Origin of the sequence: Mesorhizobium sp. M0870, from assembly GCF_040319775.1 — a bacterium.
GTDB lineage: Bacteria > Pseudomonadota > Alphaproteobacteria > Rhizobiales > Rhizobiaceae > Mesorhizobium.
The window spans coordinates 16463-40987 of record NZ_JAMYOI010000025.1 but is presented as its reverse complement, the minus strand read 5'-3'; the positions used below and the strand labels follow the sequence as shown (position 1 = coordinate 40987).

General features: G+C 63.6%; 24 protein-coding genes and 1 riboswitch. Of the genes, 13 read left to right on the top strand and 11 right to left on the bottom strand.

All coding sequences use genetic code 11. The annotated features are described in order from the left end of the window. The 3 genes from NKH97_RS25245 to NKH97_RS25235 all read right to left on the bottom strand — a co-directional run bounded on the left by NKH97_RS25245 (window position 1) and on the right by NKH97_RS25235 (window position 3492). Window positions 1–1533 (bottom strand): DHA2 family efflux MFS transporter permease subunit, encoded by a 1533-nt coding sequence (locus tag NKH97_RS25245; RefSeq protein ID WP_023813528.1) that lies wholly within the window; start codon window positions 1531–1533, stop codon window positions 1–3. Window positions 1534–1834: 301 nt separating this feature from the next. Then, window positions 1835–3016, bottom strand: coding sequence for an HlyD family secretion protein (locus tag NKH97_RS25240; RefSeq protein ID WP_352752972.1), 1182 nt, complete (start codon window positions 3014–3016; stop codon window positions 1835–1837). Continuing rightward, on the bottom strand, window positions 3013–3492 hold the full coding sequence (locus NKH97_RS25235; protein ID WP_023813527.1) for a MarR family winged helix-turn-helix transcriptional regulator: 480 nt from the start codon (window positions 3490–3492) through the stop codon (window positions 3013–3015). The genes NKH97_RS25240 and NKH97_RS25235 overlap by 4 nt, the downstream gene beginning before the upstream one ends. A gap of 213 nt (window positions 3493–3705) precedes the next feature. Between NKH97_RS25235 and NKH97_RS25230 the strand changes: the two genes are divergently transcribed. The 6 genes from NKH97_RS25230 to NKH97_RS25205 are packed head-to-tail and all read left to right on the top strand — an operon-like array spanning window position 3706 to window position 9503. After that, window positions 3706–4314 (top strand): CDP-alcohol phosphatidyltransferase family protein, encoded by a 609-nt coding sequence (locus NKH97_RS25230; RefSeq protein WP_023813526.1) that lies wholly within the window; start codon window positions 3706–3708, stop codon window positions 4312–4314. A gap of 39 nt (window positions 4315–4353) precedes the next feature. Further along, window positions 4354–6138: a bifunctional alpha/beta hydrolase/class I SAM-dependent methyltransferase gene (locus NKH97_RS25225; RefSeq protein WP_502897092.1), complete on the top strand. Its 1785-nt coding sequence runs from the start codon at window positions 4354–4356 to the stop codon at window positions 6136–6138. 5 nt (window positions 6139–6143) lie between these two features. Next, complete coding sequence (locus NKH97_RS25220) at window positions 6144–7469, top strand: phosphatase PAP2/dual specificity phosphatase family protein (RefSeq protein ID WP_352611829.1); 1326 nt, start codon at window positions 6144–6146, stop codon at window positions 7467–7469. Further along, window positions 7466–7909, top strand: a complete 444-nt coding sequence (locus NKH97_RS25215) for a hypothetical protein (protein WP_352553885.1) — start codon at window positions 7466–7468, stop codon at window positions 7907–7909. Before NKH97_RS25220 ends, NKH97_RS25215 begins: the two co-directional genes overlap by 4 nt. Then, on the top strand, window positions 7906–8568 hold the full coding sequence (locus NKH97_RS25210; RefSeq protein ID WP_352553883.1) for a lysophospholipid acyltransferase family protein: 663 nt from the start codon (window positions 7906–7908) through the stop codon (window positions 8566–8568). The genes NKH97_RS25215 and NKH97_RS25210 overlap by 4 nt, the downstream gene beginning before the upstream one ends. Beyond that, window positions 8568–9503 (top strand): phosphatidate cytidylyltransferase, encoded by a 936-nt coding sequence (locus NKH97_RS25205; protein WP_027163212.1) that lies wholly within the window; start codon window positions 8568–8570, stop codon window positions 9501–9503. Before NKH97_RS25210 ends, NKH97_RS25205 begins: the two co-directional genes overlap by 1 nt. A gap of 64 nt (window positions 9504–9567) precedes the next feature. On the opposite strand, the gene NKH97_RS25200 is transcribed toward NKH97_RS25205, so the two are convergent. After that, a complete protein-coding gene (locus NKH97_RS25200) occupies window positions 9568–9996 on the bottom strand; it encodes a Fur family transcriptional regulator (RefSeq protein ID WP_023813521.1) in 429 nt (142 codons plus the stop codon). Between the two features lie 144 nt (window positions 9997–10140). Here NKH97_RS25200 and NKH97_RS25195 point away from each other — a divergent pair, with 144 nt between their 5' ends. From NKH97_RS25195 to NKH97_RS25180, 4 genes are all read left to right on the top strand, one after another. Beyond that, complete coding sequence (locus tag NKH97_RS25195; protein WP_128304802.1) at window positions 10141–11088, top strand: metal ABC transporter substrate-binding protein; 948 nt, start codon at window positions 10141–10143, stop codon at window positions 11086–11088. Window positions 11089–11165: 77 nt separating this feature from the next. Beyond that, window positions 11166–12026, top strand: coding sequence for a manganese/iron ABC transporter ATP-binding protein (locus NKH97_RS25190; RefSeq protein WP_352799044.1), 861 nt, complete (start codon window positions 11166–11168; stop codon window positions 12024–12026). Then, a complete protein-coding gene (locus tag NKH97_RS25185) occupies window positions 12023–12883 on the top strand; it encodes a metal ABC transporter permease (RefSeq protein WP_127267054.1) in 861 nt (286 codons plus the stop codon). Before NKH97_RS25190 ends, NKH97_RS25185 begins: the two co-directional genes overlap by 4 nt. Further along, entirely contained in the window at window positions 12883–13731 is an 849-nt protein-coding gene (locus tag NKH97_RS25180) for a metal ABC transporter permease (protein WP_502895153.1), read from the top strand. Before NKH97_RS25185 ends, NKH97_RS25180 begins: the two co-directional genes overlap by 1 nt. 24 nt (window positions 13732–13755) lie before the next feature. Here NKH97_RS25180 and NKH97_RS25175 read toward each other — a convergent pair whose 3' ends face one another. The 3 genes from NKH97_RS25175 to NKH97_RS25165 all read right to left on the bottom strand — a co-directional run bounded on the left by NKH97_RS25175 (window position 13756) and on the right by NKH97_RS25165 (window position 16659). Continuing rightward, entirely contained in the window at window positions 13756–14742 is a 987-nt protein-coding gene (locus NKH97_RS25175) for a FecCD family ABC transporter permease (RefSeq protein ID WP_352799043.1), read from the bottom strand. Window positions 14743–14877: 135 nt separating this feature from the next. Beyond that, window positions 14878–15825, bottom strand: a complete 948-nt coding sequence (locus NKH97_RS25170; RefSeq protein WP_352629671.1) for an ABC transporter substrate-binding protein — start codon at window positions 15823–15825, stop codon at window positions 14878–14880. Between the two features lie 45 nt (window positions 15826–15870). Next, on the bottom strand, window positions 15871–16659 hold the full coding sequence (locus NKH97_RS25165; RefSeq protein WP_352442481.1) for an ABC transporter ATP-binding protein: 789 nt from the start codon (window positions 16657–16659) through the stop codon (window positions 15871–15873). 162 nt (window positions 16660–16821) lie between these two features. After that, window positions 16822–17028: riboswitch (cobalamin riboswitch) on the bottom strand. Window positions 17029–17321: 293 nt separating this feature from the next. Between NKH97_RS25165 and NKH97_RS25160 the strand changes: the two genes are divergently transcribed. Beyond that, the gene (locus NKH97_RS25160; protein WP_352611834.1) at window positions 17322–18155 is read left to right on the top strand and encodes an AraC family transcriptional regulator; all 834 of its coding nucleotides are present in this window, start codon (window positions 17322–17324) and stop codon (window positions 18153–18155) included. 4 nt (window positions 18156–18159) lie between these two features. Here the strand turns inward: NKH97_RS25160 and NKH97_RS25155 are convergent, their stop codons facing one another. Genes NKH97_RS25155 through NKH97_RS25145 form a run of 3 tightly spaced genes read right to left on the bottom strand, consistent with a single transcriptional unit; the run spans window position 18160 to window position 21777 of the window. Then, the gene (locus NKH97_RS25155) at window positions 18160–19299 is read right to left on the bottom strand and encodes a DSD1 family PLP-dependent enzyme (RefSeq protein ID WP_352629669.1); all 1140 of its coding nucleotides are present in this window, start codon (window positions 19297–19299) and stop codon (window positions 18160–18162) included. After that, window positions 19299–20576: a D-arabinono-1,4-lactone oxidase gene (locus tag NKH97_RS25150; protein WP_352799008.1), complete on the bottom strand. Its 1278-nt coding sequence runs from the start codon at window positions 20574–20576 to the stop codon at window positions 19299–19301. The genes NKH97_RS25155 and NKH97_RS25150 overlap by 1 nt, the downstream gene beginning before the upstream one ends. Window positions 20577–20589: 13 nt before the next feature. Then, on the bottom strand, window positions 20590–21777 hold the full coding sequence (locus tag NKH97_RS25145) for an MFS transporter (protein ID WP_023813510.1): 1188 nt from the start codon (window positions 21775–21777) through the stop codon (window positions 20590–20592). Window positions 21778–21900: 123 nt separating this feature from the next. On the opposite strand from NKH97_RS25145, the gene NKH97_RS25140 reads away from it, so the two are divergent. Further along, entirely contained in the window at window positions 21901–22527 is a 627-nt protein-coding gene (locus NKH97_RS25140) for a TetR/AcrR family transcriptional regulator (protein WP_023813509.1), read from the top strand. 67 nt (window positions 22528–22594) lie between these two features. Here the strand turns inward: NKH97_RS25140 and NKH97_RS25135 are convergent, their stop codons facing one another. Continuing rightward, window positions 22595–23446 carry an ATP-grasp domain-containing protein gene (locus NKH97_RS25135; RefSeq protein WP_023813508.1) on the bottom strand — a complete coding sequence of 284 codons (852 nt, stop codon included), beginning with the start codon at window positions 23444–23446 and terminating at the stop codon, window positions 22595–22597. On the opposite strand from NKH97_RS25135, the gene NKH97_RS25130 reads away from it, so the two are divergent. Next, window positions 23445–24314 carry a class I SAM-dependent methyltransferase gene (locus tag NKH97_RS25130; protein ID WP_352799005.1) on the top strand — a complete coding sequence of 290 codons (870 nt, stop codon included), beginning with the start codon at window positions 23445–23447 and terminating at the stop codon, window positions 24312–24314. The genes NKH97_RS25135 and NKH97_RS25130 overlap by 2 nt on opposite strands. Window positions 24315–24525 lie beyond the last annotated feature (211 nt).

The window sequence follows — 24525 nt, the reverse complement described above, 5'->3', positions numbered from 1 at the left end:
CTAGTCCATATGCGCTGCCGGCGCGCCGCCGGCAGGCGCCTGCTTCGGCTTGCGCAGCAGGAAAACAAACGGAATGGCAAGCAGCGTCATCACCATGAGCATTTTGAAGTCGTTGACGTAGGAGATCATCATCGCCTGGAGATTGACCATGCGATCGACCTGTGAGAGCGCCATAGGATCGCCGCTCGCGGCGGCTGGAGAGACCGCCCACAGATTCGGATTGAACGGGTTGATGAAGGCCGAAAGCTCGGTGTGGTTGACCTGCGTGTTGCGCACCATCAGAACCGTCACGACCGACACGCCGATGGATGAGCCAAGATTGCGCACCAGGCTGAACAAAGCCGTGGCATCGGTGCGGAAGCGCACGTCAAGCGTGGCGAAGGCGACGGTCGACAGCGGCACGAACACCATTCCCATCCCCAGGCCCTGGATGACGCCGGAGCTGAGGATCAGCCAATTGTCCATCTGTGGCGTGAAGCTGGACATGGTGTAGAGCGATTGCGCCGTGAGCAGAAAGCCGATGACGACAAGAATCCTGGCGTCGATCCTGCTCATGAGCCGCCCGACGACAAGCATCGAAATCATGGTGCCGACACCGCGCGGCCCCAACACGACACCGATGGTGACGGTCGGATAGCCGAAGATGGTCGACAGCATCGGCGGCAGCAGCGACATCGAGGCCAGGATCAGCACGCCCATGACGAAGATGAATGCCAGCCCGGTCACGAAATTGCGGTCGAGGAAGATCTTGGGATCGATGAAAGGACGTTCCGCCGTCAGCGTGTGGATGATGAACACCCAGAATCCGGTGATCGAAAGAGCAAGCTCGATCCAGATCTCGACCGAGGAAAACCAGTCGACCTCGCCGCCGCGGTCAAGCAGCAACTGCAGCGCACCGACACCGAGCGATAACATGGCGAAGCCGAAGAAATCGAAGCTGCGCACTCGCCGGGCAACCGCCGGCAGATAGGCGGCCATACCGAGGAAGGCGATGATGCCGACCGGCAGGTTGATGAAGAACACCCAGCGCCAGTTGAAATTTTCGGTCAGCCAGCCGCCGAGCGTCGGACCCAGGATTGGCCCCAGCATGATGCCAGCGCCCCAGATGGCCATTGCCTGGCCGTGGCGCTCCCTGGGGTTGATGTCGAGCAGGAAGGTTTGCGACAGTGGCACGATGGCGGCGCCGAACACGCCTTGCATCAGCCGGAAGAACACTATGCTCTCCAGGCTCCAGGCGATACCGCACAGCATCGAAAACACGGTGAAACCGACAACCGCCCCCAGGAACAGTTCCTTGCGGCCGAAGCGATCGGCCAGCCAGCCGGTGACCGGCGTCATGATGGCGGCGGCAACGATGTAGGAGGTCAGCACCCAGTTGATGTTGTCGGGTGAGGCGCCGAGATCGCCGGTCATGGTCGGCAGCGCGACGTTGGCGATCGTCGTGTCGAGCGCCTGCATGATCGTCGCCAGCATGAGCGCGACCGTGATCAGGCCGCGATGCGGCACTTCTTTGAAGGGTTCGGGCGTGCTCATGGCATGAAACTTCCAGCAGGTAACAAAAACGTGTACAAGGGGTTTCCGGGCGGCAACGCCTTCCGTTGAGAGACCCTCGTCGCGGTGGGACGCGATTGTCGATGTGGGGGTTACATCGACTGAAAGTCTCTGATGAGCGGATGCCTGCCGCCCGGAAACATGAGGACCGACGGGTCCGCGTCGGAGATTTCAGATTTCGGCCAGGCCGCTACGCGGCGCGCCCAAACGCTGATCCTCCAGCTCCTCCCATCAGACCAATCCTGCTATTCACCTCCGCCGCTGGTCCTGCGGCATTCTGACGTTACTGCGCGGCCTCGCCAGCCGTGGCGTGACCGAAGATCGAAGGCAGGCCACGCGCCACGCCGGTGTCGACGGTAACGGTGGCGCTCATGCCGGTGCGCAACGCCATCTTGGCGTCCGCATCGGTCAATTCGAGACGAACCGGGATGCGCTGCGTGACCTTGACCCAGTTGCCGGTGGCATTCTGGGCTGGCAGCAGCGAGAACTCGGCTCCCGTGCCGGCGCCGATCGCCTTGACCGTCGCCTCGAAGGTGCGCCCTGGATAGGTGTCGACCACGATCTCGGCCTTCTGGCCGGGCTTCATGTGGGTGAGCTGCGTTTCCTTGAAATTGGCATCGATCCAGGTGTCGCCGGTCTCGACCAGCGAAAACAGCGGCGTGCCGGAACCGACATACTGGCCGACCTTGAACGACGAGGCCTGGCTGACGATGCCGTCCGCCGGCGCCTTGACCGTGGTCTGCGCCAGGTCGTAGGCCGCCTTGTCGCGCGCGGCGAGCGCGGCCATCACGGTCGGGTGCTTGTCGGTCTCGATGTCGGGATTGCCGCCAAGGGCTGCCTTGGCGCTGATGATGCCTTGCTCGGCAACGGCCAGCTGCTGCTTGGCCTTGTCGAGATCGTTCTTGGCCTCGTCCAGCGACGATTTGGCGTTGATGCCCTTCTGGGCAAGATCGGCGGCGCGGTCGAACTGCGACTGGGCGAAGACGACCTGGCTGGCATCGGACTTCTGCTGAGCCATCGACTGGCCATAGGCCGCGCGCAGCTGCTCGACATTGAGACGCGCGCCCGCCACCGCCGCGTCGGCCTGCGCCAGCGCGATCCGGTATGGCTCGGGGTCGATGGCAAACAGCTCGTCACCCTGTTTGACCAGCTGGTTATCGAAGATGTCGACCTTGACGATGCGGCCTGCCGTGTCGGAAGCGATCGACACCTTGGCCTGCTGCAGGTTGGCGTTCTCGGTCTCCTGGTAGCGGCCGCCGGTGACCCAGACGTAGCCGCCCCCGACAGCGAGTGCCGCGGGCAGCGCGACCATCAGCAGGAAGCGGCCCAGCCGGCGCTTTTTCTTCACCGGCGCCGGGGCCGGCTGCACTGGGGGAGCAACCGCCACCGGGGCCGCGGCCGGCTGCGCCGGCGCTTCCATCTCCAGTTCGGTCGTGTTCTTGTCTATCTTGGCTACCGCGTTCATGCTGCTGCGCCTTCTGTATTCTTCACTTTTTCAATGGACGGCGTCTCGTCGTCGGTCAGGTTGCGGACCATCGCCTCGAGCCCTTCGACGAGGACGCGACGGGCTTCCGGCTTCACGCCGACCAGCGATTCCTCATAGACTTCCCCGGCAATGCTCTTGATCACGGCGTAGGCGTCGCTCGCCTTGGGCGTCAGGAAGATCATGCGGACGCGACGATCGGCGGCGTCGGCACGACGCTCGATCCAGCCTCCCTCCTCCATGCGGTCGACCAGGCGCGAAACGCTGATCGGCTCGATTTCGAGAAGTTCGGCCAGCCGTGCCTGCGCGACGCCGTCTTCCTTGGCAACGCGGACCAGAAGCCGCCATTGCGCCGAAGAAAGCCCCAAGCCACTGGCCCTCGCCTCGAAGCGCTTGCGCATCAGGCGCTGCACGTCGTGAATCAAGAAGCCCAATCTGTCGATGCCATCGGAAACCATGAGCGGGATATATAATAAGCGTGCTCACTATTCAAGATGCCGCGTTGCATAAGAAGCCGGCAGATATGCACGACAGTCATGCGATGCAGGCATGGTTACCGATTGGTGAGCGCCTGTCGCCATGCCAGCCGGCTTCGCCGCTCCGCCACGTCATGCTGGTCGGGTCTGACATATTGATGTACAGCCGTTGGTCAGGATCGGGGGATCACGAAAATGCCGACGCTCTACGCTCTCAAGCCGGCCTTCCAGGGACGGCTGCGGCCGCTGGTCAATCGGCTGGCGGCAATCGGGGTCACCGCAAACAGCATAACCATCCTGGCGGCCGTGATGTCGATAACCGCCGGCGCGGCCATCGCGATCCTGCACGAATGGCGCTGGCTGCTGTTGCTTATCCCCGTGGTGATGTTCGTGCGCATGGCGCTGAATGCCGTGGATGGCATGCTGGCACGGGAACATGGGCAGGCGTCGACGCTCGGCATGTATCTGAACGAGTTGTGCGACGTCGTTTCGGACCTCGCACTGATTCTTCCTTTTGCCGTCTTTCCGGAATTTGGCGCATGGGGCGTCGTCGCCTTCGCGATATCGGCCGTGCTGACCGAATTCGCCGGCGTGCTCGGCATCGCCGCCAAGATCGGACGCAACTATGCCGGGCCATTCGGCAAGAGCGACAGAGCGCTGGCGCTCGGTGTGGTCGCCGTGCTGTGCGCCGCCGGGCTCTGGCCGGCATCGATAGCACCGTTTGTGTTTCCGGCCATGGCAACGCTTTCGCTGCTGACCGCCATAAACCGGATACGCGCCGGCCTTATTGGCAGCGCCAGCTGAGCATCGAGGCTCGCCATGCCGCCAGAGGGAAAGACCATGATGCACGAACCGATCGCCGCCGCGGCCACGCAAAGCTTTGCGCGGCAAGCGCAGGAGCGGGTCTTCCGCAGCCATGACGGGGCGGAGATCTTCTACCGATTCTGGCCTGCGGCTTCGGCCGATGCCAAAGGCGCGGTGGTGCTGTTCCATCGCGGCCACGAGCATGGCGGCCGCATGGCCCATCTCGTCGACGAATTGCGGATGCCGGACCACGCCTTCTATGCCTGGGATGCCCGCGGCAATGGCCGTTCGTCCGGCGAGCGCGGCTATGCCCCTTCCTTCTCGGCCCTGGTGCGCGACATCGACTGCTTCATGCGCGAGATTGCCGCCAGGGATGGCTTCGCCACTGGGGATATCGCGCTGATCGCGCAATCCTTCGGCGCTGTGCTTGCCGCCGCCTGGGTGCATGACTATGCGCCGAAGTTGCGCGCCATGGTGCTGGCCTCACCGGCCTTCTCGGTGAAACTCTACGTGCCCTTCGCCAAGGAAGGCATCGCACTCTGGCAGAAGATCAAGGGCCGCTTTTTCGTCAATTCCTACGTCAAGGCGAAATTCCTGACCCATGATCCCGTGCGCATCGCCTCCTTCGAGAGCGATCCGCTGATCACGCGGCCGATCGCTTCCAACATCCTGGTCGAACTCTACCAGCATGCCGCACGCATCGTCGCTGACGCCCGCGCCATCAGCGTGCCGACCCAGCTTCTGCTCTCGGGCAGCGACTGGGTGGTGCGCCACGGCCCGCAGCACGAGTTCTTCGTCAATCTCGGCAGCCGCACCAAGGAACGCCATGTGCTGCCGGGCTTCTTTCACGACACGCTGGGCGAACGCGACCGGGCGCAGGCCCTCGAGCTGATCCGGCCGTTCCTCGCCAGGCAATTCGCGGCACCGGACGCGCCGGTCGACCTGAAGCAGGCGGACATCGCCGGCTACACCCGCGACGAGGCCGACCGGCTTGCCTCGCCGCTCGCTCTGATGTCGCCCAAGGGCCTCTATTGGGCATTCAGCCGCGCCTCCATCCGCATGGGTGCCTGGGTCTCGCAGGGCATGAAGACCGGCATCGCCACCGGCTTCGATTCCGGCTCCACATTGGATTACGTCTACGAGAACGACGCGCGGGGTCTCACACCTCTTGGCCGCGTCGTCGACCGTGTCTTCCTGGAGGCCATTGGCTGGCGCGGCATCCGCCAGCGCAAGCTGCATCTCGAAGAGCTCATCGGCTCTTGCGTGGCGACGCTCAAGGCCGCTGGCCGGCCGGCGCACATTCTCGACATCGCCGCCGGCCATGGCCGCTATGTTCTCGATGCCATCGCGAAGAGCCCCGACCAGCCAGCGAGCGTTCGCCTGCAGGATTATTCCGACCTCAACGTCCAGCTTGGCCGCAAGCTGATCGCTGAGCGGCAATTGCCGGCTGATGTCTCGTTCCAGCGCGCCGATGCCTTCGATGCCGACATGCTCGCCAACGTCGATCCGGCCCCCGACCTCGCCATCGTTTCCGGCCTCTACGAGCTGTTCTCGGACAACGCGATGATCGCCCGCTCGCTTGGTGGTTTGGCCAGCGCCATGCAGCCGGGCAGCCTGCTGCTCTACACCAACCAGCCTTGGCATCCGCAGCTCGAGATGATCGCCCGCAGCCTGACTTCGCATCGCGGCGGCGAGGCCTGGGTGATGCGGCGGCGCACGCAGGGCGAGATGGACCAGCTCGTCGAATCCGCCGGGTTCGAGAAGCTCGACCAGCGCATCGACCAATGGGGCATCTTCACCGTCTCGGTCGCGCGGCGCCGCTGAACAGCATGGTCTTATCGCCTGCACCCACCGCGCGCGCCGAGCCTTATGGACGGGTGGTCGTCAGGGCTGCGCTCTGGCTGGCCTTGCTGGCACCATTCTTCTATCTCAGCTACGGCTTCGCCAACTGGCTGGCCTCGCGGCGCGACGATGTCGGCAGCATCGTGTTCTCGTGGGAGCACGGCATTCCGTTCGTCGCCTGGACCATCGTGCCCTATTGGTCGATCAACCTGTTCTACGGCCTGTCGCTGCTGCTCAACAACGACAGGCAAGGGGTGGACCGCCTGGCCGGGCGTTATCTCACCGCGCAAATCGTCGCCGTTGCCTGCTTCATCCTGTTCCCGCTGACCGCGACATTCGTGCGACCGGCGACGACCGGCCTGCCCGGCTTCCTGTTTGCCGTGCTCGGCGGTTTCGACAAGCCGTTCAACCAGGCGCCCTCGCTGCACATCGCCCTTCTGGTGATCATCTGGGATCATTGGCGCCACCGGCTCGGCGGTTTTCTCCTGGCGCTCTGGCACGGCTGGTGCTTCCTGATCGGCGCCTCGGTGCTGACGACCTGGCAGCATCATTTCATCGACATCCCGACCGGCGCGCTGCTCGGGCTCTTTGCGTTGTGGCTGTTTCCGCGCAGCGGCGCGTTGCCGTTTTCAGGCTTCCGGCTGACCAGCGATGTGCAAGCGCGGCGGCTGGCGCGGTTCTATGCGCTGGGCGCCGTTCTTGCGCTGGCGGGCGCCGCGCTCGGTGCATTCGTTTGCGCTGTCGCCCTCTTCCTGCTTTGGCCGGCTTTGGCGCTGGCCATCGTCGCCCTCGCCTATGCAGGGGCAGTCGAAAAAGTGTTCCAGAAATCCGCCGATGGCAGCATCACGCTTGCAAGCCGTGTCCTGCTCTTGCCTTACCGTCTCGGCGCCAGGGCAAACATATGGGCCTGGACGCGCAAACTTGCTCCCCAGGTGGCGATTGCCGATGGCGTCTTTCTCGGGCGCTTTCCCACTACACGCGAGGCCAACGGCTTCGGCACGGTCATCGACCTTGCCGCCGAACTTGAAAGACCGGCGGCACCCGATTGCCGCTGGATCAGCTTTCCGATGATCGACCTGTTGCCGCCGCCCGTGTCGGTACAGCAACAGGCAGCCGGCGCGCTGGAAAGCGCGCGCCGGGATGGCACCGTGCTGGTGTGCTGCGCGCTCGGCTTCCAGCGCAGCGCCGGCGTCGTCGCCGAATGGCTTGTGGCGACCGACAGAGCCAGGACGCCGGCGCTTGCCCGCGAGATGCTCGCGGCCCTCGGCCGGCCGGTTCATCTTGCAGAAGCCACGGATCCGGTAGCGTCATGACCGGCAATGCCTATCAGGACCGCACCGACCGCTTCGCCGGCATGCTGATGCGGCAGGCAGCGTGGCCGGCTGCAATCGTGGTGGCCGCGAATGTCCTTGCGCCGCTGGCTGCCTCGACGCGCGGCGCTTTCGAAAACTTGCCCGCGGCCATTGCTTTGTCGATCACCGCCGCGAGCGCGGTGGCGGTGCTGATGCTGTCGACACTGCTGGCGTTTGACGCGCTGCTGTTCCGGATCATGGCCAGCCATGACGACGAAGCTTCCGGCGGTGCCGCAGTGGACGACATGCTGGCGCGCATGCGCCTGAAAACGGCCCCGTCCGCGACACGTTCGCTTGATGACCGCATGGCCGGCACGCGTCGTCTGCTGTTCAAGCAGCGTGCCGCCCTGGCTCTGTTTGCCGCAGCACTTCTGGCGGCAGGGTTTTGGGCGCCGCGATGAACAGGCTTTCGCTCAAGACCTTCACCTTGCTGCAGACTGTAACCTCCGTCGGCCTGTCGGCGCTGGCCCGGATGGTAACCGGGGTGCGGCCGATCTGGAACGGCAGCCTGCCCTCCGACCGCCAGCGCATCTATTTCGCCAACCACACCAGCCATGGCGACTTCATCCTTTTGTCGGCCTGCCTCAGCGAAAGGGAGCGCGCGATCACCCATGCTGTTGCCGCAGGCGAATATTGGGGGAAGTCGCGGCTGCGCCGCTTCATCGCGCAGGATATGCTGTCGTCGGTGCTCATCAACCGGCAGTGGACGAGACCTGAGGAAAATCCGATCGAGATCATGCTGTCGGTTCTCGACCAGGGGCACTCGCTGATCCTGTTTCCCGAAGGCACACGCAACATGACCGAAGAGCCGCTGCTGGCATTCCGCTCCGGGCTCTACAATCTGTCGACGGCGCGGCCTGAGGTCGAGCTGATCCCGTGCTGGATCGAGAACATGTCGCGCGTGCTGCCCAAAGGCCAATTCCTGCCGGTGCCGCTGCTGTGCCGCGTCGTCTTCGGCCCGCCGGTGGCGATCGGTCCGGGCGAAGAACGCCGCGCCTTCCTCGAACGCGCCCACGCCGCGCTTCTGGCGCTCAACCCGCGTCCCGAGCGAGACGATTGATGCGCCACGAGATCTCCATCCTGATCATCGGCCTGCTGGCGGTTTTGACCACCGCCAGCATCGTCGCCACCATACTTTCGGCGCGGGCGCCCAAGCCGCTCAGTTCGACGCTGGTCAATCTGACCCAGCGCATCAACGCCTGGTGGGTGATGGTGGCGCTGATGACGGTCGCCTTCTTCTTCGGCCGTTACGGGATGACCATCCTGTTCGCTCTGATCTCCTTCGCCGCGCTGCGCGAATTCGTGACGCTGACGCATACGCGCCGCAGCGACCATTGGGTGCTGCTCGGCATGTTCGGCATCATCATACCGTTTCAATACTGGCTGGTGTGGACCGCCTGGTACGGGCTCTTCGTCATCTTCATTCCGGTCTATTGCTTCCTGCTGATGCCGGCCATCACGGCGCTGCATGGCGACACGGAACGCTTCCTCGAGCGGATCGCCGCGCAACAATGGGCGGTGATGATCTCGGTCTATTGCGTCAGCCACGTCCCTGCCCTGCTGACACTCGACGTGCCGGGCTTCGAAGGCCGCACCCTGCTGCTGATCGCCTTTCTCATCATCGTCGTGCAAGGCAGCGACGTGCTGCAATACATCTTCGGCAAGCTGTTTGGAAAACACCGTTTCTCGCCGAACGTCTCGCCGTCGAAAACCTGGGAAGGCCTGATCGGCGGACTGGTGTCGGCGAGCCTGCTCGGCGCGCTGCTATCGTTCGTGACACCCTTCTCGCCGCTGCAGGCAGCAGCCGTGGCCTTCGTCGCCTGCTCGATGGGATTTCTCGGCGGGCTGGTCGCCTCGGCCATCAAGCGCGATCAGGGCGTCAAGGACTGGGGCCATCTCATCGAAGGCCATGGCGGCATGATGGACCGCACCGACAGCCTGGTCTTCGCCGCCCCGGTGTTCTTCCACATCGTGCGCTATTTCTGGACCGTGTGATCCGGCGATCTGTTGCCGCGCTCAAAGCGGTTGCGGATGAGCATGGTGACGACCAGAAACCACGCTATTTAGCGCGTTTCCTGACATACAGTTCCAGCTTGTGGCGGACGATTTCGAAGCCAAGCTCCGACGCTATCTCGGCCTGCAGTTTCTCGATTTTGTCGGAACGGAACTCGATCACCTGACCGGTGTCGAGGTCGATGAGATGGTCGTGATGTTCACGGTCCGCGTTTTCGAACCGGGCGCGGCCCTCGTCGAAGGCATGACGCTGGATGGCGCCTTTCTCCTCCAGGAGCCGCAACGTCCGGTAGACGGTCGACAAGGAAATGCTGCCGTCGATCTGGTGGGCACGAGAATACAATTCGTTCGCGTCCGGATGGTCGTGCGCATCCGCCAGCAGCCGCAAGATCACCTTGCGTTGTTCGGTCATCCGGACACCGGCGGCTTTCAAATTGCTCCGGAATCGCTCGAAAAGGTCGTTGTCCGCTTTCATCCGTCATACTTAGCCGCGTTGCCACGCGACTGCAATTAGCTACTTGCAAATCAGTTGCAACTGCAATATCAGATGCAAATCACTTGCATTAGCATGACGTGACTAGCGCATGGGCGACGATCAACTCCAGTCGAAAGGCATCCGATGACTGTTTCTGCTTCCCCAACCCGCAGGACGATGCAGCGGGCGCTTGGCGGCCTTGTGGCCATCGGTTTTGCGACGATGGCGAGCCTCGTTCCGGTCATGGCACAGGAGACCCGGCCTGCGGCAGGGAAGGTTCTGCGCGTCGTGACGACGTTCACGATCATCCAGGATATCGCGCAAAACGTGGCCGGGACCGCGGCAATCGTAGAGTCGGTGACCAAGCCCGGCGCTGAAATCCACGATTATCAGCCGACGCCGCTCGACGTGGTGAGGGCGCAATCGGCCGACCTCGTGCTCTGGAACGGCATGAACCTCGAACGCTGGTTCGAGAAATTCTTCGACAACGTGAAGAACGTGCCGAGTGCCGTCGTCACGGAGGGCATAGAGCCGATGGGGATCAAGGAGGGACCTTACGAAGGCAAGCCCAATCCGCATGCGTGGATGTCGCCGAAGAACGCCCTCATCTATGTCGAGAACATCCGCAAGGCGCTGTCCAAGGCGGATCCGGCAAACGCCCCGGTCTATGCCGCCAATGCCGCCGCCTATTCGGAAAAGATCAAGGCAATCGACGAGCCCATGCGCAAGCGCCTGTCGGCGATCCCAACGGACCAACGCTGGCTGGTTACAAGCGAAGGCGCTTTCAGCTACCTGGCACGCGACTTCGACCTGCGCGAAGCCTATCTGTGGCCGATCAACGCCGACCAGCAAGGCACCCCGCAACAGGCGCGCAAGCTGATCGACCTGGTGCGCGAGAACAAGATTCCGGTGGTGTTCAGCGAAAGCACCATTTCCGACAAGGCGGCCAAGCAAGTCGCGCGCGAAACCGGAGCCACCTATGGAGGCGTTCTCTACGTCGATTCGCTGAGCGAGGAAGACGGCCTGGTTCCGACCTATCTGAAGCTTCTCGAAACCACCGTCGAGACGATCGTCCAGGGGTTCGGCGGGTGACCGGGGTTCGCACCGCGCTCGCTCCGGACAGCAGCCATGATCGAACATCGACCGGTAGCGGCCGGGTCGTTGCCTCCATCGACGTGGACGACGTCACCGTCAGCTATTCAAGCGGGGTCACGGCCGTACACTCCGCCTCTTTCAGGCTCGGCGCCTCCACCATCTGCGCGCTGGTCGGCGTCAACGGCTCCGGCAAATCGACGCTGTTCAAGGCGCTGATGGGCTTCCTGACGCCGTCGACCGGAACAGTGCTTATCGCCGGATTGCCCGTCCACGCAGCGCTGAAGCGCGGCCTAGTCGCGTATGTGCCGCAGAGCGAGGATGTCGACTGGAACTTTCCGGTGCTGGTGGAAGATGTCGTCATGATGGGCCGCTACGGCCACATGAATTTTCTGCGTATCCCAGGCAGAGCCGATCGCATGGCGGTCGACGCGGCACTGGAACGGGTCGGCATGACCGATTTTCGCAAGCGCCAGATCGGCGAACTGAGCGGCGGCCAGAAGAAGCGTGTGTTCCTGGCGCGCGCTCTGGCGCAGGGCGGCGAAATCATCCTGCTCGACGAGCCGTTCACCGGCGTCGACGTTCAGACCGAAGCAGCGATCATCGATCTCCTTCGGTCGATGCGCGACGACGGCAAGCTGATGTTGGTGTCGACGCACAATCTCGGCAGCATCGTCAATTTCTGCGACCATGTCGTCATCTTCAACAAGACGGTGCTGGCCTTCGGACCAACAGAGACAACGTTTACGCAAGCCAATGTTGCGAAAGCTTTTGGCGGCGTGCTGAGGCATCTGCGCCTCGGCGGCGCCGATCTTCATGACGACCCCGACGCTCGCCACCTGACCGTGCTGACCGATGACGAGCGTCCTCTGGTGCTTTACGGCGAGCGGGATCAAGAGAAGATGATGAAGCCCGACAGCGGATCGCCAGCCCCGTGATCGACATCCTGCTGGAACCCTTCACCTACAACTACATGGCCAAGGCCATCTGGGTCAGCGCCCTGGTCGGCATGGTCTGCGCGTTCCTGTCCTGCTATCTCATACTAAAGGGCTGGGCCCTGATGGGCGACGCGCTTGCCCACTCGGTGGTGCCGGGCGTTGCGGCCGCCTACATGCTGGCCCTTCCCTATGCCGCCGGCGCATTCGCCTCCGGCCTCATCGCCGCACTCGGCATCACCTTGGTGCGGCGCGTGACGCAACTTCGCGAGGACGCCGTGATCGGCCTTGTCTTTACAACGCTGTTCGCTGGCGGGCTGCTGATTGCGTCGATCAGTCCGACCTCCGTAAACATCCAGTCCATCGTACTCGGCAACATCCTCGCAATCTCCGACGAGGATGTAACCCAGGTCATCCTCATCGCAGCGGTTTCGCTGGCTGTACTGGGGCTTCGATGGAAGGATATGATGCTGGTGTTCTTCGACGAGAACCATGCGCGCGGCGTCGGCCTGAATCCGTGGCGGCTGCGGGTCCTGTTCTTCGTGCTGCTCAGCGCCTGCATCGTCGCCGCGCTCCAGACCGTCGGCGCGATCCTCGTGATCGCGATGGTGGTAACGCCTGGCGCCACCGCCTACCTGCTTACCGATCGGTTCGGCGTCATGATCCTGCTCGCGATGGCGATCGGCGCGGCGACGAGCGCGGTTGGCGCCTATCTCAGCTTCTTTCTCGATGGCGCGACTGGCGGACTGATCGTGGTGCTGCAGACCGTGGTCTTTCTGACTGCCTTCGTCTTCGCACCCAAACATGGGCGGCTCGCCGCACGCCGGGCGGCACGTGCCGCATCGCAGGTCGCGTCATGATGACGATCTGGTCCTGGATCGCCGAACCGCTCAGTCACGAATTCATGCGTCGCGGTCTCGCCGTCGCCGTTCTGGTCGGCGCCATTTGCGCAGTGTTGTCCTGCTATCTCGTCCTGAAGGGCTGGTCGCTGATGGGCGACGCCGTTTCGCATGCCGTGCTTCCGGGTATCGTGCTCGCCTATATCGCCGGGATCCCGCTTGCCTTCGGCGCCTTCGTGGCAGGACTTGGCTGCGCGCTGGCGACGGGCTACCTCAAGCAGCACAGCCGGATCAAGGAGGACGCAGTCATGGGCATCGTCTTCTCAGGCATGTTCGCGTTTGGCCTGGTGCTGTTCGTCAAAGTCGAGACCGACCAGCATCTCAATCATATCCTGTTCGGCAACATGCTCGGCGTCCAGTGGCGCGACGTGATCGAGGCGGCGGTCATCGTCGTGCCGGCGATCCTCATCGTTCTGGCAAAACGCAAGGATCTGCTGCTTTATTGTTTCGATCCGGCCCATGCGCGCGCGATCGGCCTGCCCGTCAACCTGCTGCATTTCGGGCTGCTGACGCTGCTCGCGTTGACCATCGTGGCCTCGCTGAAGGCTGTCGGGATCATCCTTGTCATCGCCATGCTGATCGCGCCGGGAGCGATCGGCTTTCTTTTGACGAAGAGCTTTGAGCGCATGCTCGCCATTGCCGCCGCGGCCGCCATCGGGTCGAGCGTCGTGGGAACGATCCTCAGCTATCACATCGACGCAGCCACCGGCCCGACGATCGTCGTCGTTCAGGCCGGCGTTTTTTTGCTTGCCCTGTTCCAGTCGAAGCGCCCAAAGCAACGGGTGCAACTGGGCATTTCGGGAGAGTAATCGCGGCCCTGACCCAGGCCGCACTCAAAGCCGGTTGCGGATCAGCATGGTGACGACGAAGAACGCGCCGACCGAGCTGGTGATGATGCCGATCGGCAGTTCCTGCGGCGGCAGCAGCGTTCGGGCCAGAAGGTCGCTGGCCAGCAAAAGCACCGCGCCAAACACGGCACAGCTGGCAACCAGGCGCAGGTGCAAGGGGCCCGCCAGCGGCCGTGACAGATGCGGGATCATCAGCCCGACGAAGCCGATGACGCCAGCGACCGAGACAAGGATAGCCGTCGAGAAGGCGGCGACGAGAAAGGTCATCCGGCGCATGCGCGCCACCGGCACGCCAAGGCTTTCGGCGGCATTTTCACCGGCCAGGAAAGCATCGAGCCGGCGGTGGTTCCACAGCGCGTAAGCCAGAATGGTCCCCGCACCCAGTGCGCCGAGCCAGATGTTGTCCCAGCGCGCCAGGCCAAGGCCGCCCATGGTCCAGAACAGCACGGAGTGGGCGGCGCGCTGATCGCCGGCAAAGACAAGATAGTTGGTCAAGGCGGTGAACATGAAGGACACGGCAAGGCCGGCAAGGATCAGCCGCTCCGGGCCTTGCCCCCTCACCCGCGCCACCAGCAGCAGGACGACGCCGGCAGCCAATATGCCGCCGGTGAAGGCCGCGACCGGCAATGTCCAGATGCCGAAACTGTCGCCGAAGACGGTGATAACGGAAACCGCACCCGCGGCGGCGCCCGACGACAGGCCGAACAGGAACGGGTCGGCAAGGTCGTTGCGGGTCACCGTCTGCAGCAGCGCACCGACGACGCCGAGACCGACGCCGACGCAGATGGCCAGGATCGTGCGCGGCAGCCGCAGGTCGACGACGATCTTGCCGACCGGTCCTGCCACGTCGTGCCCGCTGAAGCCGATTACACGACCAAGCGCGGCAACAACATCGGTCAGCGGGATCAGTGTCGAACCATAGGCGATCGACAGCAGAGCGAGAGCGGCGATCGCCGCCGCGCCCGCCAGCATGGCCAGTGCAAATGCCGGATGGCGCAAGCCTGGAAATGCGTCGCGTCTGTCAGGACGCGTGCGACGCACTTCCAGGATCTCTTGTTCATGCATGTCGTTGCCCCAAAACCGCTGCGCACTTTTGGGCGACAGGCATCAAAACGCTTCCGGATGCATGGCCTTGGCGATCTTGTCGATCGCTTCGATGTTGGCCGGGCCGGGAGTAAGTTCGGCATAGCGCAGCGCGACGAAGCGCTCGTTCTTGACCGCGTCGGTCTCCTTCATGGCCGGATGCGCCTTCAGGAAATCGAGCAGTTTCCTGTAGCCACCGCCATCCTGGTAATCGAGCAGGATGAGGAATTGCGGATTGCGCGACGCCACCGTTTCCCAGTCCGTATTGCCCCAACTGGTGTCCATGTCGGCCATAATGTTGTCGCCGCCGGCGGCTGATATCATGGCGCTGGGGATGGCGAATTTGCCTGCGGTGAACGGCTTGTCCTCGCCGGAATCATAGAGGAAGACCCGCGTTCCCTTGGCGTCGCCGACCTTGGCGGTGATGTCGGCGAGCCGCGTCTTCCAGCCGGAGACAAGCTTCTCAGCTTCGGCCTCCTTGCCGAAGATCTTGCCCAGCTTTTCGACGTCGCCATAGAGCAGGTCCATCGAGGCGGCGGGGCGGCTCTTGTCGAGATGGACGCAGCTTTCCGTCAGCACCAGCGTCTTGATGCCGTGCGGAGCAAGCGTGTCGGGCGTCACTTCACCACCCGGCTTCATGCCATAATACCAGCCGGCGAAGAAAAAATCGGGCTCGACCGCGACGAGGTTTTCGAGCGTCGGATATTTCGGCGCCAGTTCCGGGATCGAACCCTGCTCGGCCTTGAACTCAGGACCCACCTTGTACCATCCGGTGATGCCGGTCAGGCCGACGATCGACGGCTGCAGTTTCAGCGCGAAAGCCATCTCGGCCATGTTGAGATCCTGGATGACGGCGCGCTTCGGCGGCGCATCGAAGGTCAGCGGCTTGCCGCAGCTGTCGACAGTTACCGGGAAGGCCAGGGCTGTCGAGGCCAGCAGCGAGAAGGCAAGCGAAAAAGCAAGGCGTTTCAAGGGTTTGCTCCTGTGGACGGGATGATCGATATGGGACGGCTTCAATCAGGATGGCGGCGCGGCACGGTTCGGAACATCGAACACCGTCAGTTCGCGGTCTTCGGTCGGATGGCGCAGACGCAGCACATCGATGCCGAAAATTTCGCGAATCAGCTTTTGGGTCAGCGCTTCGCGCGGTGCGGCGAGCGCTTGCAGACGGGCATGGTTCATCACCGCCACCCTGGTGGCGAACGGTGCCACCAGCGCCAGATCGTGCAGCACCGCGATCACCGTCATCTCGAAGCCTGCCACGAGGTCGAGCAGTTCGCCGCGGGCGCGCGGGTCGAGATGGTTGGTCGGCTCGTCGAGGAACAGGATCTTTGGCTGCTGGGCGATGGCGCGGGCCAGTTGGGCGCGCTGGCGCTCGCCGCCCGACAGCGAGCCGATGGTGCGGCCAAGCAGCGGCAGCAGGCCGGTCCGGCGCAGCGCATCGACGACAATGTCACGCTCCTCGCTCCTGCGCCGTAGCCGAGCGTGCGGGACCCGGCCCAGCTCGACATAGTCGATCACCGCCAGCCGCGGATCGGGCTGGTCGGTCTGGCCGACCACGGCGATATGCAGTGCCCGCTCGGCGGCGGAAATCCTGTCCAGCCGGCGCCCGCCGAGGTTCACCTCGCCGGAACTTGGCCGCAGCATGCCCGACAGCATGCGCAGCAGCGTCGTCTTGCCGGCGCCGTTGGGACCGATGATGGCTAGGCGATCGCCAGCGGCCACCGAGAAGCTGACCGCCTGGACCAGATCCCGCCCGTTCGCCATGGCGCAGAGGTCACGGGCTTCGAGAAGCGCTACGGGCATCGGCTGCCCGCCAGATTGCCGGGATGGCAAAGCGTGCTCACGATGATGCGATGATCGATAGAGCCGTCCAACTTTCCGTCACTTTCCAAAACTGGCGACGGAAGGAAGCTGGCGAAGCGGCCGACAAGACCGGGATTCGCGTTTCCTCCCGGCACACCCCGTCCGGTCAACTCAGTGATGGCAGGTCTCCTGGCTCGCGGGTCGTTGCGCCATCCTGCCTTCCCAGCCTTGCCGGCCAGTGGCATTCACGGATTTTGCTCGCCGCTTACAGTTGCGGGGGCAGCCACGGCCTCGACCCCTGGGGATCTCACCGTGTTCCCTTTTCACCCCTCGCCTTTCGACTCGGGGACCATCACCGCTTCAGCGTAGATTTCCCCCAATCGCTTCGCAATGAATTTCTCGGACGGAGTGGTGGGCCGGCTAGGGGAAACATGCATTTCCCGCTCTCGATATGTAATAACATTACGCATTTAGAGGATGCCGCCTGGCGCTGTCAAGTGAAGCCTGCCGAATTTGGCTCGTCGGCGGCAAGGGGCGCTCCAACGCTGCGCCATATCGGTGCGACTGTGACGGGATCGGTGCGATTGCGCGGGATGCGCAATTTCGATCAAACTGGCCGCGCCAGGAAACGGCAGGATGATCTGGCCAATGCGAGGAGCAAAATGAACCCGACCGAGAAAGCGCTGTGGTTCGTCGAAAGTCATCTGCCGGAGGCGATCTCGCTTGACGATGTCGCGCAAAGCAGCGGCGTGTCGCGTTTTCATGTGACGCGGGCTTTCGGCGCTGCCACGGGCCGCTCGGTGATGGGCTACATGCGCTCACGCCGGCTCACCGAGGCGGCGCGCAAGCTGGCCGGCGGGGCGCCCGACATTCTCTCCGTCGCGCTCGACGCCGGCTACAACTCGCATGAGGCGTTCACCCGTGCCTTCCGCGATCAGTTCGGCACCACGCCGGAACTGGTGCGCGCGCAAGGCACACTCGACAAGCTCGACCTCGTGGAGCCGATCCTGATGGACCAGTCCTTCCTCACCAATCTCGAACCACCGCGTTTCGAGACCAGCCGGCCGTTCCTGATCGCCGGCCTCGGCGAACGCTACAGCTGCGAAACCAGCGCCGCCATTCCGATGCAATGGCAGCGCTTCGGCCCCTATATCGGCAACATTCCGGGCGAGGCCGGCGACGTCGCCTATGGCGTCTGCGTCAACGGCGACGATGCCGGCAATTTCGACTACATCGCCGGCGTCGAAGTGTCTGATTTTTCCGACCTGCCGAGGGAATTCAGCCGGGTGCGGGTGCCGGCGCAGAAATATGCGGTCTTTGCCCACCGCGAACACATCTCGACCATCCGCCGCACGGTCAATACGATCTGGAACAAATGGCTGCCGGCTTCCGGCCACGAGATATCGGATGCGCCGGAATTCGAACGCTACGGCCCTGAGTTCGACCCACGCAGCGGCAATGGCGGGCTGGAGATCTGGATACCGGTGAAGGCGTAGTCGGTCAGGCCATCGGCAGCGCCGGCCAGCGATCGACTATCCCGCCGCCGGAAAACACAGCGATCGACCCGAACTGCTGCAGCACGGCTTCGCTCTGCGTCGGCCTTAGAAACGCGTAGTCGCCGGGCTTTGCGGTCGCGTCGGCGGGCAAGCCCATGAATTGCTGGTTGGAGGACAGGCCGAGCAGCCCGTTCGCCTTCATGCCTTCGGGGAAGACGGGCTCGGCCATCCACTTGCCGCCATAGAGATAGCAGCCCTTGCGCGGGAAGCGGCCGAGCGCCTGCAGCAGGCGGGTGACGGCCGGCGGGCCAGGCAGCATCGGCTCGACCATTTTCAGGATCGGCGTGGCGATGAAGGCCGCCGGCTGGAAGCCGTCGAGGCCTGGCGTATCGAAATCACTGGGCAGCACAAAGGCCGAGCCCATCGAAACCTCGTTGGCCATGCCGCCATGATGAAGCAGCGCGGTCTTGCTGCCGCCGATGTTCAGGATACGGCGCTGGTCGGCGCCGAGACAGGCGACGAACGCCGACGCCTGCGCCGACGCCTTGGCCAATGCCTTTGCCGGTCCGCCGAAAAGGCCGGGAATGAGCGGCGCATGCGCCTCGTAGGCCATGACGCCTTCGCAATGCAGCCGGGCCGGCAACGCGCTCAACGCCTTCGACAAGGCCTCAGGATTGGCGAACCCGCCGCGATGCAGCCCGACATCGATCTCGAAAGCGATGCGCAGGCCGATGCCGAGTTCGCCAGCGAGGGCGCCATATTCCGCCAGTCTCTCCTCGCTGTCGATCAGCCAGCAGACACGCGACCAGTCAACATTACCCTTCACCAGCGCAGCCCTTGCCGCACCGATCGGCATCGGCTTGCCATAGAGCAGATCGGCATCCGGGAACGCCTTCAGCACCGCCTCGCTGATCGGCGGGTGAAAGGTCATGAAGCGCTCACTGCCGAGCGCCTTGCCGATATGCGCAAGCAGCGGCAGGCAGGCGAGCGATTTGTCGACCAGCCGCACGGCCAGGCCGGGATCCAGTCTCTCCTTTACCAGGGCAATGTTGCCGTCCAGCCGGTCGCGATCGAGCAGCAGGCAGGGCTGGAAGATGCCGGCTTCCTTCAGCGCATCGGACAGGGTGGAAAAATAGGTGCTCATCATTCGATGCCGAACAGGCCGGCCATATAGGGCGAGACGAAGCGGTTTTGCGGATCGACGTCGCGGCGCACCGCCATGGCATCGTCCCAGCGCGGGTAGAGCTTTTTCAGATCCGCCGCTTTCAGGCTGTGCATCTTGCCCCAATGCGGCCGGCCGCCATATCTGCGGAAGATCGGCTCTGCCGCCCGCATGAACGGCAACGGATCGTTCGCTGCATCATGGTGGATGGCGATGGAGCAGGTCAGCCTGTTGTAGAATGGCGAAAGCCAGAACTGGTCCGGCGCGACCGAGCGCACCTCCATCGGGAAATAGACCTCGGGAAAACGCTTCTCGGTCAGCTCGATGATCTCGGCCAGCGCCTTCGGCCCTTCCTCGAACGGCAAATGATATTCCATCTCGTTGAACTTGGTCTGCCGGTCGCTGGCATAGACGTTGAGCCAGTCCTGCACGTAGTCCTCGGCCGGCAATTTGGCGATGGCGCCCAGGATCAGACGGCCACGCAGCGATGGCAGCCAGGCAAGTGAGGTGCGCAGCCTGCGCAGTGTCCTCAAACCCGCCTCGTCCTCTTCCGGCGGCCGTGTGGTGGGTGCGGCGTCGCTGAAATCGCTGGCGATGAACTGCGCATAGCCGGAAAACGGAATGTAGTAGAATTCGGCCGAGCGATGCGCGGCCATCATTGCCTCGAAATCGCGCAGCATCTCGGTGATCGGCAGCACCCATTTGCGGCGGCGCAACCGGTAGGTCGCGATGTTGTTCAGCGTCACTTCGGTGAGCACGCCGAAAGCGCCGAGCGCGACACCGATGGCATGGATCATGTCCTGATCCCCTGCCCGCTTGAAGTCGCGGACCTTGCCAAGCCCGTCGACGATCTGCACCGTCTCCAGTTGCGTGTGATAGGCGCCGAGCGTCGGTCCCGAGCCGTGCGTGGCTGTGCCCAGCGCGCCGCCGATCGCCTGGCGGTCGATATCGCCCATGTTGGGCAGGCCCTGGCCAATACCTTGCAGGATGCCCATCAGCGCGCCGAGCCGGGTCCCTGCCCGCACCCGCGCCTGATGTTTTTCAGCGTCGTGCGAGACCAGCCCTTCCAGTCTCTCCAGGGACAGGATCGTGCCCTGCGATTTCACCAGCGGCGTGAAGGAATGACCGGCGCCGGCGACGCGCACCGGGCCAGGCGCGGTCCGGACGAGATCACCGAGTTCACCGGCATCGCCGGGGCTGGCGATCAGCTTGGGCTCGGCGCTTACAAAGCCCGACCAGTTGCTCCAAACGTTTGACATGCCACCTCCCCGCTCAGGCAACCGCACGACGGCGACGTGACACAAGGACGAACAGACCGAGCAGCGCCACGCTGGCCACCGCGCTGGCGGCGGCGAATTCCGGCACCGGCCGGAAATCCTTGCCATCGATGAGCAGCGACGCCGCGATCGGTCCGATCGCCAGGCCGAAAAGCTGGGCCGCCGGCACCAGCAGCACAGCGGTCCGCGTCTCGTCGGCGGTGATCGCCAGACGTATCTGGTAGGGCACGATGAACAGCAGGATAAAGCCCATAGCCAAGGCAGCGACCCAGAACGTCGTCAGGCCAGGGCTACTGGCAAGAACCAGGGAGCTGACAAGCGCGACGACGCCGATCGCCGCGATGGCAAGGCGATAGTCGATGCGTGCTTCGAACGCCGTCGCCGTCATCGCCCCCAGGACCTGTACGGCGAGGCTGGCCGAGACGATCAGGCCGACGGTGCGGGCATCGATGCCATACTGTGCGCCAAGCGGTTCCAGAAAGGCCCAGACCGCGCCGAAGAACATGAAATAGCAGAAGACCGACAGCAGCGCGGTGAGTGAAGGAACCGTCAGCACATTGGCCAAATTCTCCTCCTTGGGCAGGTCGGCATAGTCACCGGGAACAGTGAAGGCGACCGCCAGAGACGCGATGCAGACGACGGCAAGAACGATGAAGCCCCCTGCCGACCCTGCGGCCGGGATTACATAGAGCGCCAGCAACAGGGCGAGCGCGCATTGCGCCAGCGTCTGCATGGTGACGAAATAGCCGCCGATGCGCTCGGCGCGCCGCGAGCGGGCGATCAGTTCGGTGGCGATGGCGACCAGACCGCCCTCGGCGAGCCCGGCCAGGGCGCGGGCCGCAATCAGCGTGCCGGCGCTCGCGGCATAGGCCGTCCACACATTGGCCAGCGCCAGCAGCAGCAGAAGGACGGCACTTTTCCAGCGCATGTGGTGCGCCGAAAGCAGCATCGCCACGACAGCCGAACCGATGGCAATGGCGATCATCTCGGCGGTGGCGACCAGCGCCAGTTCGTCGCCGCTGACATGACCCTCAGTGTAAAGGGCGCCGAGCAACACGGGCTGCAGCCCGAGGATGAGCAGGCCCACCGAACCGATCCACAGGGCCGAGGCAAGCTGCCAGCCGGTCGGATTGCCGACCAGCCAGTCGCCACTGCCTGCATGGCCGGTGTCTGTCGAAGCCAAAGGCGCCTCCCAACGTCCTTGCCGTGCGGCAAAAAAGCTGACAACCTGTCAGTATTTCAGAAACTGATACTTGATCATATTTCTTGTCAACCGGAATTTGAAAACTGTGCGAAAGATCGGTGCATGACCGAATTGAAAAGAATGGCGACCGAGCCGAGGCGCAGGCCCAAGCAGGAACGCAGCCGCGAGCGCATCGACGCGATCCTGTCGACGACCATGCGGCTGATCGGGGAAAAGGGTATCGACGCCGTCACCATGAAGGAGGTCGGCATGCTGGCGGGCGGGCCGATCGCCACCGTCTACCACTATTTTCCCAACAAATCGGCGATCCTGGCGATGCTCTATGAACGGTTTTCAGAGGTCAGCCGGGCACGGCTGACGACGATCATCGCCGAAATCCACGAGGCGAAGGATGTGATCGTGGCCGCTGACCGGCTGCTCGATGATTATCTCAACCGTGTCGCCGGCGATCCGGCCATTCAGGATCTGCAGAACGCCATCCAGGCCGACAAGGCGCTCAAGAACCTCGACATCGCGGAAACCCGGTACCAAGCCAAAATGTTCTGCGACCACGTCATCGCCTTGCTCAAGCCCGAGAGGCGCGAGCAGTTCGAACGCATGGTTCTGCTGATCTTCCAGCTCGCCGGCGGCGTGGTGCGCCTGGCGCTCGCCGAGGGCGAACCGGAAAGCCGCCAGACCATCGAGGATTACCGGTCTATCATTCACACCCAGCTGCGGCTGTTTTTGTAGCCGTGGCGATCGTCAGCAAGCTGCCGCGAATGAGAGGTGTCGGGCATCGCAAGCATCAGAACGCCCGCTATGCGACCTGGCGGACAAGGGCTTCGAAGCCGTCGGCAAGATTGGCATTGCCGGCAGCGAGAAACGCAGAAAGATTGCGGGCGCCACCGGGCGTCTTGTTGGCATCAAGCAGCACCGCCCTGCCCTCATGCATGACGAAATCGAACTTTCCGTAGTCAAAGCCAAGCCGGCGCCTCAACGTGCGAAGCTCGTCGGGAACCGGAACCGGCTCACGTCGGATCGTGTCGTCGCCCTTGACGAGGCTCTGCGGCGAGACATGGCGGGTGCAGCGCTCGCGCTCGCCGCAGAATATCCAGAAGCGGGCTCCAAAGCCGTCCGCCTCCGGCTCGGGAATGAATTTTTCGACGACGAGATCGCTGCGGTCGAAGACCTCCGGCGCAACATCCGAAAGGGATGCATAGACGCGATAACCCTCGATGAGCTCGACGCCGGGAAACGGCTTCGGCTTCCCGGCTCGCAGCGATCGCCGGTTGAGCGCTTGCTCCCGCATCCCGAGATTGTTGAGATTGCTCTTGACGATGACCGGTCCTTGCCAGTCGTCCTCCTTGCCGATCACCGCGCCACTGACGCGTCGCTTGGAGATGTCGGCGGCTCCGATGTTCAGGCAAAAGGGAAAAGCGCGTGCGTATTCGACATATTCGGGGGGCGTCACAGTCGCATCGACGTGCAGCACCGCGATGTCGGCCTCCGGCTTTGCCGACGTTCCGGGGATTATGCGGACGGAATGACCGCGTCGCTTCAGTTCCTCCAGCAAACCGAAAAGCATATAGGAGCTCCGGCGGCGAAACAGCAGGCCACGCCGGCGTTCGAACCTGTCGAACTCATGCGTAATAACCGCGATGCGTGTCATGCGCCCCCCCGAGCTTGGCTTCATCAGCGTCCTCCATTATGCCTGCAAATACAATGCCGGCTTGGGGGTGTGGATGACCGACCATTGGAATGCCATTCGAGGGCACTGGCAGTTGCTCGGGCCACCGTTGCGGCCGCCAGCGGAAGCGGTTGAGGCCTATGAGCGTGAGCTCGACCTTTCGAAGGCGCACGTCATTCTGCTCGGCGTGACGCCGGAACTCGCCGGGCTCGGGACGACGATGATGGCCGTCGACGAATCCTCCGACATGATCGCCGGTATCTGGCCAGGCGACACCGCGTTGCGAAAGGCAATCAACGGCGACTGGCTCGACTTGCCGGTGTCGGACGCAAGCATAGATGCGGTGATCGGCGATGGCTGCCTGTCGGCGCTCGGCCTTTCAACCGCGCGCCGGGCGCTATTTGCGGCGATCGCCGGCGTACTGCGCACCGGCGGCCGAGCGGGACTGCGTCTCTTTGCCGGTCCCGAAACACCGGACGATCCGGCGGCGGTGCGGGCGCTTGCACTGTCGGGCGGTGTCTCGACCTTCCACGAACTCAAATGGCGCGTCGCAATGACCGCGACGGGCGACGCGCCCGACCATGCCATTCCGGTCAGGACGATCGCGGAAAGGTTCGATGCACTGTTTCCTGACCGCAAAGAGCTTTCGGCTCGCACGGGCTGGGACCTGCCCACCATCGGCACCATCGATGTCTATCGGAACTCGCCGGCCATCTACACCTTCGCGCCGGCGACTGCATTGGCGAGCGAGGCGGAAGCGTTCTTTGGTGATGTTCGCATCGCTTTGACCGGGAGCTATGGGCTCGCCGAGCGATGCCCGCTGTTGGTGCTGCGGGCGCCAAGACACTGAAGATAGCAGGACGGCGCTCGAGCCGGGGCAGGCGCAACCCAGGCTTTGTTAAATCGTGCGGCAGCATGAGAAAAATTTCGCTCGCATCGCGGCCTTCGCGCACCTTGACTCTCAAAAGCCGTCAGCCTATTTCAGCGCCACGTTAGCACTCTCCATTGGTGAGTGCTAACTCATATGTCCGGCGCCGCCGGATGGAGGAACTGTTTCTCAC

What these genes read in the sequence shown, in the direction of transcription:
- NKH97_RS25195 (WP_128304802.1), top strand. Translation starts at nt 10,141, where the DNA reads ATGACTGTTTCTGCTTCCCCAACCCGCAGGACGATGCAGCGGGCGCTT.
- NKH97_RS25210 (WP_352553883.1), top strand. Translation starts at nt 7,906, where the DNA reads ATGAACAGGCTTTCGCTCAAGACCTTCACCTTGCTGCAGACTGTAACC.
- NKH97_RS25215 (WP_352553885.1), top strand. Translation starts at nt 7,466, where the DNA reads ATGACCGGCAATGCCTATCAGGACCGCACCGACCGCTTCGCCGGCATG.
- NKH97_RS25130 (WP_352799005.1), top strand. Translation starts at nt 23,445, where the DNA reads ATGCGCCCCCCCGAGCTTGGCTTCATCAGCGTCCTCCATTATGCCTGC.
- NKH97_RS25225 (WP_502897092.1), top strand. Translation starts at nt 4,354, where the DNA reads ATGCACGAACCGATCGCCGCCGCGGCCACGCAAAGCTTTGCGCGGCAA.
- NKH97_RS25205 (WP_027163212.1), top strand. Translation starts at nt 8,568, where the DNA reads ATGCGCCACGAGATCTCCATCCTGATCATCGGCCTGCTGGCGGTTTTG.
- NKH97_RS25160 (WP_352611834.1), top strand. Translation starts at nt 17,322, where the DNA reads ATGAACCCGACCGAGAAAGCGCTGTGGTTCGTCGAAAGTCATCTGCCG.
- NKH97_RS25150 (WP_352799008.1), bottom strand. Translation starts at nt 20,576, where the DNA reads ATGTCAAACGTTTGGAGCAACTGGTCGGGCTTTGTAAGCGCCGAGCCC.
- NKH97_RS25245 (WP_023813528.1), bottom strand. Translation starts at nt 1,533, where the DNA reads ATGAGCACGCCCGAACCCTTCAAAGAAGTGCCGCATCGCGGCCTGATC.
- NKH97_RS25235 (WP_023813527.1), bottom strand. Translation starts at nt 3,492, where the DNA reads ATGGTTTCCGATGGCATCGACAGATTGGGCTTCTTGATTCACGACGTG.
- NKH97_RS25155 (WP_352629669.1), bottom strand. Translation starts at nt 19,299, where the DNA reads ATGAGCACCTATTTTTCCACCCTGTCCGATGCGCTGAAGGAAGCCGGC.
- NKH97_RS25175 (WP_352799043.1), bottom strand. Translation starts at nt 14,742, where the DNA reads ATGCTGGCGGGCGCGGCGGCGATCGCCGCTCTCGCTCTGCTGTCGATC.
- NKH97_RS25240 (WP_352752972.1), bottom strand. Translation starts at nt 3,016, where the DNA reads ATGAACGCGGTAGCCAAGATAGACAAGAACACGACCGAACTGGAGATG.
- NKH97_RS25135 (WP_023813508.1), bottom strand. Translation starts at nt 23,446, where the DNA reads ATGACACGCATCGCGGTTATTACGCATGAGTTCGACAGGTTCGAACGC.
- NKH97_RS25180 (WP_502895153.1), top strand. Translation starts at nt 12,883, where the DNA reads ATGACGATCTGGTCCTGGATCGCCGAACCGCTCAGTCACGAATTCATG.
- NKH97_RS25140 (WP_023813509.1), top strand. Translation starts at nt 21,901, where the DNA reads ATGACCGAATTGAAAAGAATGGCGACCGAGCCGAGGCGCAGGCCCAAG.
- NKH97_RS25220 (WP_352611829.1), top strand. Translation starts at nt 6,144, where the DNA reads ATGGTCTTATCGCCTGCACCCACCGCGCGCGCCGAGCCTTATGGACGG.
- NKH97_RS25200 (WP_023813521.1), bottom strand. Translation starts at nt 9,996, where the DNA reads ATGAAAGCGGACAACGACCTTTTCGAGCGATTCCGGAGCAATTTGAAA.
- NKH97_RS25165 (WP_352442481.1), bottom strand. Translation starts at nt 16,659, where the DNA reads ATGCCCGTAGCGCTTCTCGAAGCCCGTGACCTCTGCGCCATGGCGAAC.
- NKH97_RS25230 (WP_023813526.1), top strand. Translation starts at nt 3,706, where the DNA reads ATGCCGACGCTCTACGCTCTCAAGCCGGCCTTCCAGGGACGGCTGCGG.